The 14554-nt window shown below is 42.6% G+C and carries 19 protein-coding genes, 1 tRNA gene and 1 other annotated feature; of the genes, 17 read left to right on the forward strand and 3 right to left on the reverse strand.

The genetic code is table 11. The features are described from left to right. Positions 1–5: 5 nt before the first annotated feature. Both C5Z25_RS00080 and C5Z25_RS00085 read right to left on the reverse strand, forming a co-directional pair. A complete protein-coding gene (locus C5Z25_RS00080; RefSeq protein ID WP_105450550.1) occupies positions 6–1334 on the reverse strand; it encodes a hypothetical protein in 1329 nt (442 codons plus the stop codon). A gap of 203 nt (positions 1335–1537) precedes the next feature. Beyond that, positions 1538–1611 (reverse strand) — tRNA-Arg (locus C5Z25_RS00085). 185 nt (positions 1612–1796) lie between these two features. Between C5Z25_RS00085 and C5Z25_RS00090 the strand changes: the two genes are divergently transcribed. Next, the gene (locus tag C5Z25_RS00090) at positions 1797–2711 is read left to right on the forward strand and encodes a prenyltransferase (RefSeq protein WP_105450552.1); all 915 of its coding nucleotides are present in this window, start codon (positions 1797–1799) and stop codon (positions 2709–2711) included. Between the two features lie 120 nt (positions 2712–2831). Then, entirely contained in the window at positions 2832–2957 is a 126-nt protein-coding gene (locus C5Z25_RS12705) for a hypothetical protein (RefSeq protein ID WP_255414763.1), read from the forward strand. 89 nt (positions 2958–3046) lie between these two features. Here C5Z25_RS12705 and C5Z25_RS00095 read toward each other — a convergent pair whose 3' ends face one another. Next, positions 3047–3202: a hypothetical protein gene (locus tag C5Z25_RS00095; protein WP_105448308.1), complete on the reverse strand. Its 156-nt coding sequence runs from the start codon at positions 3200–3202 to the stop codon at positions 3047–3049. Positions 3203–3410: 208 nt separating this feature from the next. Here C5Z25_RS00095 and C5Z25_RS00100 point away from each other — a divergent pair, with 208 nt between their 5' ends. From C5Z25_RS00100 to recN, 15 genes are all read left to right on the forward strand, one after another. After that, the gene (locus C5Z25_RS00100; RefSeq protein WP_105450554.1) at positions 3411–4037 is read left to right on the forward strand and encodes a TetR/AcrR family transcriptional regulator; all 627 of its coding nucleotides are present in this window, start codon (positions 3411–3413) and stop codon (positions 4035–4037) included. A 64-nt stretch (positions 4038–4101) separates the two neighbouring features. After that, positions 4102–4174: a sequence feature (ribosomal protein L21 leader region), on the forward strand. A 22-nt stretch (positions 4175–4196) separates the two neighbouring features. Further along, the gene (gene rplU, locus C5Z25_RS00105) at positions 4197–4505 is read left to right on the forward strand and encodes a 50S ribosomal protein L21 (protein WP_105448310.1); all 309 of its coding nucleotides are present in this window, start codon (positions 4197–4199) and stop codon (positions 4503–4505) included. Between the two features lie 21 nt (positions 4506–4526). Beyond that, positions 4527–4862 (forward strand): ribosomal-processing cysteine protease Prp, encoded by a 336-nt coding sequence (locus tag C5Z25_RS00110; RefSeq protein WP_105448311.1) that lies wholly within the window; start codon positions 4527–4529, stop codon positions 4860–4862. 24 nt (positions 4863–4886) lie between these two features. Continuing rightward, the gene (gene rpmA / locus C5Z25_RS00115) at positions 4887–5165 is read left to right on the forward strand and encodes a 50S ribosomal protein L27 (RefSeq protein ID WP_105448312.1); all 279 of its coding nucleotides are present in this window, start codon (positions 4887–4889) and stop codon (positions 5163–5165) included. A gap of 124 nt (positions 5166–5289) precedes the next feature. Continuing rightward, the gene (locus C5Z25_RS00120; protein ID WP_105450556.1) at positions 5290–6354 is read left to right on the forward strand and encodes a M24 family metallopeptidase; all 1065 of its coding nucleotides are present in this window, start codon (positions 5290–5292) and stop codon (positions 6352–6354) included. Positions 6355–6422: 68 nt separating this feature from the next. After that, the gene (gene efp, locus C5Z25_RS00125) at positions 6423–6980 is read left to right on the forward strand and encodes an elongation factor P (protein WP_105448314.1); all 558 of its coding nucleotides are present in this window, start codon (positions 6423–6425) and stop codon (positions 6978–6980) included. 41 nt (positions 6981–7021) lie between these two features. Beyond that, positions 7022–7480, forward strand: a complete 459-nt coding sequence (locus C5Z25_RS00130) for an Asp23/Gls24 family envelope stress response protein (RefSeq protein WP_105450558.1) — start codon at positions 7022–7024, stop codon at positions 7478–7480. Then, positions 7477–7896: a transcription antitermination factor NusB gene (nusB, locus tag C5Z25_RS00135; RefSeq protein ID WP_105450560.1), complete on the forward strand. Its 420-nt coding sequence runs from the start codon at positions 7477–7479 to the stop codon at positions 7894–7896. Before C5Z25_RS00130 ends, nusB begins: the two co-directional genes overlap by 4 nt. A 141-nt stretch (positions 7897–8037) precedes the next feature. Next, entirely contained in the window at positions 8038–8898 is an 861-nt protein-coding gene (locus tag C5Z25_RS00140; protein WP_105450562.1) for a bifunctional 5,10-methylenetetrahydrofolate dehydrogenase/5,10-methenyltetrahydrofolate cyclohydrolase, read from the forward strand. Next, positions 8891–10243 (forward strand): exodeoxyribonuclease VII large subunit, encoded by a 1353-nt coding sequence (gene xseA / locus C5Z25_RS00145; RefSeq protein WP_105450564.1) that lies wholly within the window; start codon positions 8891–8893, stop codon positions 10241–10243. Before C5Z25_RS00140 ends, xseA begins: the two co-directional genes overlap by 8 nt. Beyond that, positions 10236–10475 (forward strand): exodeoxyribonuclease VII small subunit, encoded by a 240-nt coding sequence (locus C5Z25_RS00150; RefSeq protein ID WP_105450566.1) that lies wholly within the window; start codon positions 10236–10238, stop codon positions 10473–10475. The genes xseA and C5Z25_RS00150 overlap by 8 nt, the downstream gene beginning before the upstream one ends. Continuing rightward, entirely contained in the window at positions 10468–11358 is an 891-nt protein-coding gene (locus C5Z25_RS00155; RefSeq protein ID WP_105450568.1) for a polyprenyl synthetase family protein, read from the forward strand. Before C5Z25_RS00150 ends, C5Z25_RS00155 begins: the two co-directional genes overlap by 8 nt. 14 nt (positions 11359–11372) lie before the next feature. Continuing rightward, positions 11373–12188, forward strand: coding sequence for a TlyA family RNA methyltransferase (locus C5Z25_RS00160; RefSeq protein WP_105450570.1), 816 nt, complete (start codon positions 11373–11375; stop codon positions 12186–12188). 86 nt (positions 12189–12274) lie between these two features. Then, entirely contained in the window at positions 12275–12733 is a 459-nt protein-coding gene (locus tag C5Z25_RS00165; RefSeq protein WP_105450572.1) for an arginine repressor, read from the forward strand. Between the two features lie 61 nt (positions 12734–12794). After that, the gene (gene recN, locus C5Z25_RS00170) at positions 12795–14489 is read left to right on the forward strand and encodes a DNA repair protein RecN (RefSeq protein WP_105450574.1); all 1695 of its coding nucleotides are present in this window, start codon (positions 12795–12797) and stop codon (positions 14487–14489) included. Positions 14490–14554: the final 65 nt, after the last annotated feature.

Raw genomic sequence — 14554 nt, forward strand, 5'->3', positions numbered from 1 at the left:
TTTGATTACAGAGGTTTTAATATCTTATCATCTATCAGTCTTCTTGTGCTTTTAGCCATTTGATTAATTCTTATGGACTCATTTTTTTTAATTTCATCAAATTTTAGTTGCATCAGTCGTAAAGTTGACTGCAATTGTTTATTTGCCAACTGTTCCATCGAATAACTTTCTGGGGAATCTAAAAGTGTTTCAAGTAAAGACTGGAAGCTATAGGCGTAATCAGCAAAGTCACTACAAAACATACTGTACTGATTGTTACTCTGATAAATTAGTTTATAAATTCCTGCAATCAGTTTTAGTTGCTCATTCTTTTTTACTTGTACGTTCCTTGATAGTTGTTTACCAGATGGGAAATTGAAAAATTCTGTCCCCAATTTTGTTTGTTTTTCTGGCTTTTTCGTGTCATAGCGTTCACTAGAATCAATATGGGAAATTATTTTTCCCAGAAGGACTACTAATAGATCACAAGCTCTTACTCCGGACGCTTCTCTGGAATCTACATCAGATTTAATGTCCTTAAAATCATTTTCCTGATATCCATCTTTGGGAGCGTCTTGATCTAAGTAAATACTGATAGTATTCCTTGGTGAGTCTACTTGATCGGCTAAGACAAATAAATCAAGACCAAAAGCTAACTGATCGGTCGGAAATACGGCACTATCAGAAATAATCGTATCATCGCCTGGGCAGTTATCTAATATATGCAATAGTTGATTATATGCATTGAATTCCGATTGCATTCTTGGTATATTTGCATTTTTTTTAGTGAAATTTTGAAGACAATTGCGTAATTCATTCAAAATCTGATTTGTGGTTAAAGAGGGATTACTGAGTGCCTGAGTAAATGTGCTTCCGTAACTAGAATCTTCCGTTCTAAGATATTTAGTTATTGTATAAAAGACAAAATGCAAATTTATTGAATAATTTTCCTCTAGAGAAAACAGCCAATTCTTCAACTTGTGGGCAACTAATACCTGGCTTTTGTCAAGCAGGCTTAGTTGGAGTGTTGCCCCCACATCGTTAATTAAATCGATTAAGCTATTGAGAAGTATAGCCGAATCTGTTTTTATATCTTGAAAAACATTTACTGATTTGAAGATATCTTTTCCCTTTATTTCATCGATTTGAGAGTGCTTTTGTCGGTACTTTTCTTCTATATTATTGTAGACATATTCAAAATAACTTTGCTTATCTTTAGGAATGGCTAAATAAACACACACATATGCAGGAATATTGTCTCCTTGCTGATAGTTAAACTGATGACTGCTATTTTTGCTTTGTCGTATAGTTTTAGTTGGACCCTTTTCATCGAAAAAAATATTAACATCTTGCATAATAACGCTCCTTTAATAATTGATCATTTAAGTTTGATTATGCAGCTAAATGGATATCTTTTGAATAGTCCAAAAATAGCCCATGGTCAAAATGGTCACAAATTATTTCACGAACTAGGTCATCCTAGTACAAAAGGAACCCCGATAAATGTTGATTTAACGGGGTTCCTTATTCTTTGGATACTGTCTAATTCGCCTATAAATGTCACGAGTGGGACTTGAACCCACAACCCTCCGCTTAGAAGGCGGATGCTCTATCCAGTTGAGCTATCATGACAACAACAAGTCTAATTATAGTTAAGAAAATTAACCCTGTCAATTCTTATTTAAAGTTGTTCCTGGGGTTTTAAGATTAACGCCAGCTGGCTTGTGAAATGAAAATGGGGCTAGGCGTCAAAAGTCGCTTTTTATCGCAAAGTTTGCAATACTGAAAACGAAATCAATTTCAGGGGGAACCAATAAATGGCAAGATGGTTGAAATGGTCAGTTTTTTACGAGTTAACAGAAATTTATACGGCACCGCTAAATATCATGTGGTTTATCTTAGGTGCAGCGATTGCGCAGTATCACGTCCATACGGTTAATTGGATTAACGTGGGTTTGTGTCTGTTAGTGGTCTTCATCTTCGACTTGGCAGTTAATGTCGCTGACAATTATTATGATTATCAGCATGCGCATGATCGCCAAGACTATGCTCAGAAAACAAATCCCATTGGCCGGTTAAAGTTGCCACCGCGCGGTGTTTTCTGGTTGGCTTGGCTATTATATGCGGTTGCGGCCGTTCCAGGAATTGTGCTCATCTTGCGAACGGGCTGGCCGGTAGCGATTTTTGGGGTGGTTGGGTATCTGATTGGCATTTTTTACACGGCAGGACCGCATCCGATTAATGCGACGCCAGTGTCAGCACTCGTAGTGGCATTAGCAATTGCGTTTTGGATTCAATTAACGTGTGTGTACGTGTCCATCTATGGGCAACAGCCATTGACCTGGCGCATCGTTGGGACCACCTTCCTCCTATGCTTACCTTTAACTTTAATCTTCTTTACGGTCCAATTAGCTAATGATACGGCCGATCGTAGCGAAGACATTGCGAATCATCGCTATACATTGGCCGTTTACTTGGGTCAACCAGGGGCAGTCCGTGTGATACAAGTAGTAATTGTGATTGGGACGTTATGGCCCTTAATTAATGCTTGGCTAGGATTAGCGCCAGTAGTGACCGCGTTAACGGTGGTGCTGCTTCCGATTATGTGGCGGGGAATGCAACCGTTCTTTGCGGTTCAAGATAAGCAAAAAACGTTTATGGCAATTGTAAAGAGTGCGTCGTTATTTTTCGTCGCATATCCGGTCTTATTTGCTTTGGGTACTTGGCTATGAGAACTTAAATCTTAAGAAAAGCTAAAGGTGGCTAAAAAACAACGATTAACTAGTCGTTTTGCTTGAAATAATCCTGTAACATAACGATAATATAAATGTAACAGGAGAGGAGAGACGCTTATGATTTCAGTTTTAGCAATCGTTGGCATTTTAGCCATTGCCGGAGGAATTCAATATTATTCGAACTTTGTTTCTAAGGAAAATGCAGCTAGTAAACACTTCACTGCTTCCCGTGATAACCGTTAGTTATCGGTTAGCTCCTAGTTGTTTACGACAACTTTATACGTTAATTATCAATAAAAAAAGAACTGACCAAAAGGCCGGTTCTTTTTTTATTACTTGATTTTTGGTGTGGCTTCAATGGTTTCAGTCTTACCAGCGGCCCAACGTTGGATCGCGGCAGTTTGCTTTTCGCGACGAAGACGCTTTTGCTTATCAGCAACTGGACGACGTGTGGCCCATGTATTGTAAGGTTTTGCTACAACAGTCATGAGAGAATTACCTCCTTTTAATTAGTCCAATAACAATTATTGTAAGACTAGTATAACGTAAAATGCAACTAAAATTAATGAAAAACTGTTTTTTTTTGAAAAAAGCCCTTAATTATGGACGATTTCTACTAATTTGTTCTGATAATAACGATTATTAGACGCTCTGGCCGATTGATGGTATATTTGTCTTAGAAAGTAGGGAAGTTAAATGAACCATGAAATTGATCCCCGGGTTGATAAAACGCGGCGGCATTTACGGCAAGCATTAATTACATTATTACAAACTAAAAATGTTGAAGATATCTCGGTCCAGGAGTTAACTGCGACAGCATCAGTGACTCGGGGCACCTTTTATCTTCATTATAAAGATAAGCCAGCGTTTGTTAGCCAGGCGCTCGATGATTTAGTGACCGATCTGTTTGCAACGGGCATCGTCACGGTTTCAATTGGGGAAGTCATTACTAATCCAGCTGATCCGTTACGCCGTGTTCAAGTCTTATCCTTGGCTAAGGCGTTGGGCTATATTAATGATCATGCTGAGGCCTTTAAAACTCTGTTGATTGATCAGAGCCAACTAGCGGTAGAGCACCGCATCAAACAACAACTTACGACCTGGATGCAACAGTTTTATCATGATTTTGAAGATCAATTCGCTGATTTAGAAGTACCGATTAGTGTCCAAACGGCTTACTATGTTTCGGCGACTGTCGGGTTGATTACCGATTGGCTTGAAAATGATTTGATTTATACGCCTCGTTACCTTACCAAATGCATTAAAAAGCTCCATCGATTGATGACGGTTGGTAACATTACTTTCACAGATTTCTTTGTATGATGAAATTATTGCTTGACTAGTGGCGTCTATTTTGATAGTATTTTCTTGTTGTATTTGTGAACTTCTACAGCTACAACCGCACGAATTAAGTTTTAAGTTCGGCAACGACGCTTAATTTGGCGAGTCTAAGTGATTCATAATTTAAGGAGGTGCACAAACGTGTACGCAATTATTGTAACTGGTGGTAAACAATATAAGGTTGAAGCAGGTCAAGCTGTTTATGTTGAAAAGCTTGATGCAGCCGCAGGCGATAAGGTTGTTTTTGATCAAGTCGTTTTTGTTGGTGGCGAATCAACTAAGATTGGTAATCCGACTGTTGATGGTGCTACGGTCGAAGGAACTGTTGAAAAGCAGGGCCGCGAACGTAAAGTGGTAACTTTCAAGTATAAGGCCAAAAAAGGGACTCATACGAAGAAGGGTCATCGCCAACCATATACTAAGGTAACGATCGACACAATTAATGCATAATTAAGAAAGTAGGCATTCCTTATGATTCAAGCAATGATTTTCCGGGATCAAGACAGTGCAGTAACTGGCTTCCGGTTAACGGGTCATGCTGATTCAGGTGCTTATGGACAAGACATCGTTTGTGCGGCGGTTTCGGTGTTAGCGATTAGTACAATCAATGGGATTGAACAAGTTGCACATTTGAAACCCGAAGTCCAGAGCGATGAAACCAATGGTGGTTTGTTAATTGCTGATTTTACTAAGTTAGATTTAGCTAACCAACAATTGCAGACGCTCCTTGAAAGTTTCACACTCGGATTAAACGATGTTGCCACGAACTATGGTGATTATATCCAGGTTCGTGAACAAACACGATAACCACATTCGGAGGTGGACTTTACTATGTTAATGAACTTGCAATTCTTCTCTCACCATAAAGGTGGCGGTTCGACTGCCAACGGTCGTGATTCAGCTGGTCGGCGTTTAGGCGCTAAACGGGCTGATGGCCAAACTGTTAAGGGTGGTAACATCCTTTACCGTCAACGCGGAACCCATATTTATCCTGGTGTTAACGTTGGCCGTGGTGGCGACGATACATTATTTGCAAAGGTTGACGGAGTCGTTCGTTTTGAACGCAAAGGTCGCGACAAGCGCCAAGTTTCTGTTTACCCAGCAAAATAATCTTTTGAAAGAGCCTCTGCGTGAGGCTCTTTTTTTAACGCATTAGTGATGAATCATGACTGAGCGACGTTTACCAGACAGAAGTTTGGTATAATGGAGCAGAGGTTATGATGGGAGTGACTAAATGCCAAGTCGAATTGAAAGGTTACAACAGCAATTTGATCAGTTAAAAATTGATGCATTTTTAGTATCAAGTAATGGTAATTTACAATATCTAACCGGAATGGATGATCTAGCGGGGGCAGGCTACTTATTAGTTTTAGCTCACGATACTTATCTGATTACGGATGCGCGTTATCAAACGGCTTTTGCTAAGGAGTATGAGCATGACCATCTGGTAATTACGCGGGATTACTTAGCGGCGGTCTGTGAGTTGATTGCACAGACTAATACCGGCGTCATGGGCTTTGAGGAGACGTTGCCTTATGCTGATTATAGTTACTTAGATGAGTATCTAGTCAGCGATTTGGTGGCGCTATCAAATGTGGTTGAAGCTTTGCGTGTGGTCAAGAGCGCAGCTGAAATTGCGAAGTTACGCGCTGCTGCGCAATTGGCAGACTCTGGGTTTGGCTATGTGACGAGCATTGTTCGACCTGGCATGCGTGAATGCGATGTCAGTAACTTATTGGATGCGTTTATGCGTTCACGTGGTGCCAGTGGGCCGTCATTTACGACGATTGTTTTAGGTGGTGCCCGAGCGGCGTTACCACATGGGGTAGCTTCAAATGCGCATCTCACGGCTGGACACTTGGTTACCCTTGACTTTGGCTACTTTTTAGATGGCTATACGTCAGACATGACGCGGACCTTCGCTTTGGGGACACCAGACGCCAAGCTTAAAACAGCCTATGAGGCTGTTCAAGCGGCGCAACAGGCCGTTGTGACCCAAGTGCGTCCCGGGGCCGTCAGCGCTGATTTAGACGCAGTTGGCCGGGAGATGTTAACGACCGCTGGGTATGGACCAGCCTTTAATCATGGCATGGGACACGGGATTGGCTTAGAGATTCATGAAGCTCCCCTGATTTCCACCAACAGCTCGGCGACGTTGGTCAGTGATAGTGTCGTGACCGTTGAACCGGGCGTGTATTTCCCTGGTCTTGGCGGGATTCGCATTGAAGATGATGTGTTAGTTACTGCGACTGGGCATGAACGTTTGACGCAAGCAACCCATGATTTAGTGATTTTATAGCCAAGACAGTTGCCACGGCGGCTTGGTCTTGTTATAGTAATAAAGATATCTTCATAGGAGGACTTTAAATGATTTCTACAGCAGATTTTAAAAATGGATTAACAATTGAAGTTGACAATGCAATTTGGCGTATCGTGGAATTCCAGCACGTTAAGCCAGGTAAGGGCGGCGCTTTCGTTCGTTCAAAGCTTAAGAATTTACGGACTGGTGCAGTTCAAGACAAGACTTTCCGGGCCGGTGCTAAGATGGAACAAGCCCCAATCGAAAAGAGTACGATGCAGTATTTGTACGCTGATGGGGACAGTTATGTCTTCATGAACACGGATACTTACGAACAAATTGAAATTCCTGGAGACAATATTCAAACTGAATTGAAGTTCTTGAAGGAAAACATGGAAGTTCAAGTAACGTTGTTCAACAGCGAAGTGTTAGGTATTGAATTACCTAACACAGTGACGCTAGAAGTTGCTGAAACAGAACCTGGGATTAAGGGTGACACCGCTTCTGGTGGTTCTAAACCAGCAACGCTTGAAACTGGTGCGATTATTCAAGTGCCATTCTTTGTTAAGGCTGGCGACAAGTTGATCGTTAATACTGTTGATAGCACGTACGTTTCTCGGGCTTAATTTACAAGTGCCGACAAACATGGAATTGGAGGAATGTCAAAATGGCTGATAGCAGCAATATTATGCTACAAAGCAAAGAACCCAGCTTAGGACAAATTCAAATTGCACCCGAAGTGCTTGAAATAATCGTTGGTATCGCGGTAAGCCAGATTGATGGTGTTAACCGGATGCGCGGTTCGATTTCTTCCAGTGTAAATGAGTTGTTCGGTCGTAAAAAGAGTCTGGGTAAAGGGGTTAAGTTAACGATTGTTGATGATCAAATCAGCGTCGATATCTACGCCTATTTGAATTACGGCGTTTCGGTACCCAAGGTTGCTTTAGCGATTCAAGATAAGGTTAAGCAACAAATCTTGTTTATGACTGATTTGGCGTTGAGTGAAGTTAACGTCCACATTACCGGGATTGTCACTGAAAAGACGGAGAGCGCAATTGATCCGAATAATCTTTTTGGTGAAACCAATCCAGAAACTGATAACGATGAAGATGGTGAAGAATCTTGAGTTTAACGCGTCACGAAATCCGAGAAAAAGCCTTTCAAGCTTTATTTGCCTTGAACGCTAATCCGGATGCTGATGAAAATCAGTTGTATCAACAATTGTTAAATCCTGAGGGCACAGTGGAACTAGAAATTCCTAGTTATCTAAGCACGTTGGTAACGGGCGTTCGCGACCATCAAACTGAACTAGACACTTTAATTCAACCGTATTTAAGTCAAGCTTGGTCGTTAGATCGACTTGCAAAGACCGATTTAATTATCTTACGGATTGCATTCTTTGAGTTGAAGTTTGCTGATGGTGTTCCAGCTAAAGTTGCTGTTAATGAGGCCATTGAATTAACTAAAACTTTCAGTGATGATCAATCACGTAAGTTTGTGAGTGGGGTCTTAGGCAAAGCCGTTAATGACGAAGCAATTTAAGCTAAATCCGAACAATATGATGTTCAACTTGAAAGTCTGGCAAATTGCCAGACTTTTTTTATAAGTATCGTTAAACCAGCTATTTATCTCTGGTCTTAATATGCTAAAATAAAAAAAGACAACCAAAGGAGCGTGGCGAGTGTGACAACAATTATTGATGGTAAACAAGTGGCAAAACAAGTTAATCAAGCAACTCAGGCTGAAGTTAGCAAGTTAGTTGAACGTGGGGTACAACCAGGAATTGCAGTGATTATTGTTGGCGAGGACCCGGCGAGTCAGATTTATGTACGGAATAAGAATCGTAAAGCAACTAAGTTGGGGATGCATTCGATTGTTCGTCAATTACCAGCAACGACGACCCAAGCTGAATTACTATCAATTATTGCGGATTACAATGCTGATGATAAAATTCACGGTATTTTGGTCCAATCACCGCTACCAAAGCAAATTAACGAGCCACTAGTGACGTTAGCAATTGATCCGAATAAAGACGTGGATGGCTTTCATCCAACCAATGTCGGTAAGTTAATCACAAACTATGCCGGTCACTATCCAATTGCCAATACCCCCCGGGGGATCATGACGATGTTGGCAGCGTATGATGTTGATCCGGCTGGTAAGCATGCTGTGGTCATTGGGCGCAGTACGATTGTTGGGAAACCTATGGCCGCTTTGTTGACGAATGCCAATGCGACGGTGACGTTGGCCCATAGTAAGACAGTCGATTTGAAAGCCGTTGCGCGAACTGCTGATATTTTGGTTGTGGCAACTGGCATCGCGCACCTGATTACAGGTGCCGATATTAAGCCGGGCGCAACGGTGATTGATGTTGGGATGGATCGTGATGCCAACGGTAAGTTAGTTGGCGACGTTGATTTTGAGTCAGCGCAAGGGGTTGCTGGCCTAATTACCCCGGTACCTGGTGGGGTGGGTCCAATGACCATTGCCACGTTGATGCAAACGACGGTTGAATTAGCAAAATGGAGTGATTTAGGTGAGTGATAGTCAAGAATATTTGACAGTTTCGGCGTTAACCCAATATTTAAAGCGTAAATTCGAAGTTGATCCTTATCTGGGTAAAGTTTATCTAACCGGCGAAATCTCAAACTATCGACCGCGGCCGAACACACATCAATATTTTAGTTTGAAGGATGACCATGCTAAAATTTCGGCAATTATGTTCAAATCAGCTTTTGCCAAAGTAAAATTTCAACCAGAAGTTGGGATGAAAGTTTTGGTCGTGGGCCGCATTAGTTTATATGAACCCAGTGGCAGTTATCAAATCTATGTCGAGCGGATGGAACCAGATGGGGTTGGCGCGCTTTATCAAGCGTTTGAACAATTGAAGGCTAAGCTAGCGGCTGAGGGGTTATTCAACGCGCCTAAACAGCCATTGGTCCGGTTTCCAAAACGGATTGCAGTCGTCACAAGTCAAAGTGGTGCGGTCATTCGTGATATTATCACGACGGTGCGACGGCGCTTTCCGATTGCCCAACTGGTCTTGTTTCCAGCTCAGGTCCAAGGAGATGCAGCAGCGCCAGAGATTGCGCGGCAAATCGAACGGGCTAATCAGGCGGGTAATTTTGACACGCTGATTATCGGCCGCGGTGGTGGCTCGATTGAAGATTTATGGCCATTCAATGAAGAAGTCGTGGCCCGCGCCATCGCAGCCAGTCAATTGCCAGTTATTTCATCAGTTGGTCATGAAACTGATACGACCATTGCTGATTTAGTGGCGGATGTGCGGGCGGCAACCCCAACGGCGGCTGCTGAGTTAGCGGTACCCGTGTATAATGATGTGTTGTTACAGTTGAACCAAGACCGATTACGGGTCTTTAATGCATTTCAAAATTTAGTACAACATAATCGGCAACGCTTAAATAAATTAAAGCAGTCGTATGTCTTTACCCAGCCTAACCGGTTGTATGAAGGTTATTTGCAAAAACTAGACTTTTTATCTGAACGGTTAAAGCAAGCTGGTCAACAGACCATCAGTCAATCACAACAACGTTATCAGCAGATGGCCCAACGGCTGACCCAGCAAACGCCAATTCACCGGGTACGGCAGGCACAAACGCAGTTAACTAATCTACAACAACGGTTAGGGCGAGCTACCCAACAAGTGATGGTGACTAAACGCCAGCAGTTGGCGCGGACGACCCAGTCGCTAGACTTATTAAGCCCGTTGAAGATTATGGGGCGCGGTTATGCGTTTGTAACTGAACAAAATCAAATTGTGCGGTCAACTGAGCAATTGAAGCCAGCCCAGACGGTGGCAATTCATTTTGCAGATGGTGAGGCTACGGCTAAGATTACTGAAGTTAATGGAGGAAAAAGCAATGGCTGAAAAACCAACCTTTGAAGCAAATTTAACTAATTTAGAAACAATCGTTAACCAATTAGAACAAGGCGATGTGCCATTAGAACAAGCCTTAGATCAATTTCAAAAAGGGGTAGCGTTAAGTCAACAATTACAAGCAACCCTAGAAGGGGCCGAAAAGACCCTGACTAAAATGATGGATGAAAATGGAAATGAAGTTCCATTTGAACAAGCGAAAGCGCCAGACACTAATGAATAAGCAAGTTTTAGCAGATTTTGAAGCAGCTTGGGTGCCACGAATCAATGCCTATCTAGATGAGCAGTTGCAGCAAGTTAGCGATCAAGATCAACTAACGGCGGCCATGCGTTATTCGGTATTGGCTGGTGGCAAACGACTACGACCGTTATTAACGTTGGCGGTTTTAACCGCTTTTGAGCAACCCATTACTGCTAAGGAATTACGGGCCAGTGTGGCGGTTGAACTCATGCATACTTATTCGTTGATTCATGATGATTTACCAGCAATGGATAATGACCGGTTGCGCCGGGGTCAACTGACGAATCATGTGAAGTTTGGCGAAGATTTGGCGATTCTGGCAGGTGATGCCTTGCAACCCCTGACATTTCAATGGTTAGCTGACAGTCAATTATCTGCGGCAATGATTGCCCAACTGACCCTGGCATTGGCGCAAGCAACGGGACCTAAAGGGATGGTTGCGGGGCAGGTTGCGGATGTGACTGGTGCGGGCATTCAGTTACCACTTGCGGTGCTACAACAATTACATCGTGAAAAAACCGGTGCTTTGATTCACTATGCTGTCGTCGCTGGGAGTATTCAAGCGACCGTGACTGGACCTATTCAAGCGGCATTATTAGCCTTTGCGGATGCATTTGGCTTAGCTTTTCAAATTTATGATGATATTTTAGATGTGACCAGCACTCCGGCAGCCATGGGGAAAGCGACGCATAAAGATGCGCAGGAGCATAAGAATACTTATCCCGGACTATTGGGATTAGTAGGTGCTAAAAGTGCTTTAAAACAAGCATTGAATCAAGCTCAAAACGCTTTAAAGCAGGCCGAAACGTTGAGTCAACGTGATTTAGGATTATTGGCTGCATTTTTAACATATTTTACGAATTAGAGGACTTAATCAAGATGGAAAAAGAACGGATTGATGTGTTATTGGTTCAGCAGGGCCTATTCGATACGCGTGAAAAGGCCAAACGAGCCGTGATGGCGGGTGAAATTCTCGGTGTAAATGAAGAACGTTTAGATAAACCGGGCGTTAAAATTCCAGTAACGACTGAGTTACACTTAAAGGGAAAACCGATGCCATATGTGTCCCGCGGTGGGTTAAAACTTGAACGGGCGTTAAAGAGTTTCGCCATCGACGTGACGGATCGTACAGTGTTAGATATTGGCTCCTCTACGGGTGGTTTCACGGATGTCATGCTGCAAAGTGGAGCAAAGATGAGTTATGCGTTAGATGTCGGCAGTAACCAGTTAGTCTGGAAGTTGCGGCAAGATCCACGCGTGGTCGTTATGGAACACACTAATTTTCGATACAGTAAGTTAGCGGACTTTACGCAAGGCCGGCCTAACTTTGCATCTATCGATGTTTCCTTCATTTCATTACATCTCATTTTGCCACCCCTCCATGCTATTATTGAGCCAGGAGGCGACGTGGTTGCATTGATCAAACCTCAGTTTGAGGCTGGTCGCGAGAATGTCGGTAAGCACGGCATTGTTCGTGATCCGGCCGTGCACACGGCGGTGTTGAACGATATCGTCACGTTTGCGCGTGATGCGGGCTATAATGTCTTAGGCTTGGATCATTCGCCAATCAAGGGTGGCGAAGGTAATATTGAATTTTTAATCCATTTACAAGCAACTGATGAACCGGCGACAGTTGCGCCCACGGTCTCTATCGAACGGACGCAGCAAGCCGCATACGACCAGTTGAATAAGTAACGGATTTTCAAATCCAGTCTTTCATATTTATGCAAAATAGCTTATTATGTGAGTATAGATATGACTAAGACGCCGGGGGTGATCGGGTGAAAAAGCAAGAACGCCAACGCTACATTAAACGATTATTAAGTTCAAAAGAAATTGAACGACAAGAAGACTTTGTCAGCTTATTACGTGCGGAAAATATTGATGTGACGCAAGCCACGATTTCTAGAGATATTAAAGACATGCAACTGGTAAAAGTTCCCTCGGTGACGGGTGGCTATCGTTACAGTATGCCAGTGCAAAAAAAGATGGATACTGAAAAGAAACTCAAGCGGACCTTGAAAGATGCCTACATTTCGTATGCGACGCAAGACAAGTTTGTGTTAATTAAGGTTTTACCAGGTAATGGTCCGGCTTTAGCGGCACTGGTTGAAGCCATGCATTATGAGAACGTTTTTGGGACTTTGGGTGATGATGCCACTGTTCTAATTATTTGTAAATCACTGGCGGCAACGCTAGAATTACAACAAACCATCCAACGATTATTAAGCGATAACTAGGTTATCATTGGGCCTGCTCACATTGCCGTGGCAGGTCGTTTTTTATAGGGAGGAAACTGCGGTGTTACAAGAACTATCAATTACTAACTTTGCTATTATTGAACACTTGGACATTGCCTTTGAAGCTGGCATGACCGTCTTAACCGGTGAGACTGGGGCTGGTAAATCAATTATTATTGATGCAGTCGGGCTGCTAGCTGGTGGTCGGGGGTCCCAAGAATTTATTCGGACTGGCGCAGATAAAGCCATCTTACAAGGCATGTTTATCTTGCCAAAAACGGGCAATACGGCGCAACTCTTAGATGCAGCCGGCATTGACCATGCTGATAATACGGTAATTCTGCAACGTGAGATTGCCAAAAGTGGGCGTAATACCTGTCGCATTAATGGCATGTTAGTCAATACGACCACGCTTAAGCAAATTGGCGAAACGATTGTCGACATTCACGGTCAAAATGAACATCAAGAGTTGATGCAGCCAGAGAAACATTTAGGGTTGTTAGATGAATTTGCAGCGGCTAAAATTCGCAAGTTAAAGCAACAGTACGCGCAACAATATGAAGACTATCAACAGTTGAATCAGGAATTACGAAAAAAGAATGCCAATGAAAAAGAGTGGGCCCAACGGTTAGATATGCTGAATTTTCAAGTTGACGAAATTTCAGCGGCCCAAGTTAAAGTTGGCGAAGAAGCCGATTTAACAGCGGAACGCGACCGTTTAGACAATTATCAGACCATTAATCAGGCGTTGCAGCAAAGTTATAGTTTATTGGCAGCTGGGGAAGAAACGACCGGAGCCGTGGATATGGTTGGTGAGGTGATGCATGCCTTAGATCCAATCGCAACCCTTGATCCCGCTTTCAATGAAATTGCTGTCAATGTAAAAAATGCCTTTTATGCGCTTCAGGACGCATCTGGTCAAGTTTCTAATCAATTGGATTTACAGGAATTTGATGAGGGACGGTTAGATGAGTTAGAACAACGGTTAGATGTTTTAAGTCAATTGAAACGTAAATACGGTGATTCTGAACAACAGATTTTGGATTATTATCAAAAGATTGCGACCGAATTGGCTAAAATGACGGATTCTGAAGAAAACAGTGAAGATTTAGATCAACGGGTTGCGGATCAGCAGGCTGAGTTATTAAAAACTGGGCAGGCTTTGTCAGATAAACGCCGGGCGTGTGCCAAAACATTGCAGCGACAAATCCATCAAGAATTAAAAGATCTTTATATGGATAAGGCAATTTTTGAAGTGCGGTTTAAGCCGACTAATGGCCAGATTTTTCGGAGTGGATTAGATCGGGTTGAATTTTATATTCAAACCAATCCGGGTGAACGAATGCGGCCATTAGCGAAGATTGCGTCCGGAGGCGAACTTTCACGGATGATGTTGGCGTTAAAAACCATTTTTTCTGAATCACAAGGGATTACGAGTATTATTTTTGATGAAGTGGATACGGGTGTTAGTGGGCGAGTTGCCCAAGCGATTGCTGAAAAAATCAGTGGTATCGCACAATTTTCACAAGTATTATGTATTACTCATCTGCCACAAGTGGCGGCGATGAGTGACCATCACTATTTTATTGCTAAAAAAATTACGGGTCAGCGGACTAAAACTAGTGTATCAAAATTAGCTCATCCTGCTCGCGTGCAAGAATTAGCACGGATGTTAGCTGGGACGAAGGTCACTAAATTATCATTAGAACATGCAGAAGAGTTATTACGTTTGGCCGGAGAAGCTAAAGCTAATTAGCCAAGTTAGGTCAGGTAAAATTTAAATAATCATGGTTTTTTTAATCGCGTTCAACCGGTACTGTT

The sequence above is a fragment of the Lactobacillus sp. CBA3605 genome (assembly GCF_002970915.1).
Taxonomy (GTDB): domain Bacteria; phylum Bacillota; class Bacilli; order Lactobacillales; family Lactobacillaceae; genus Lactiplantibacillus.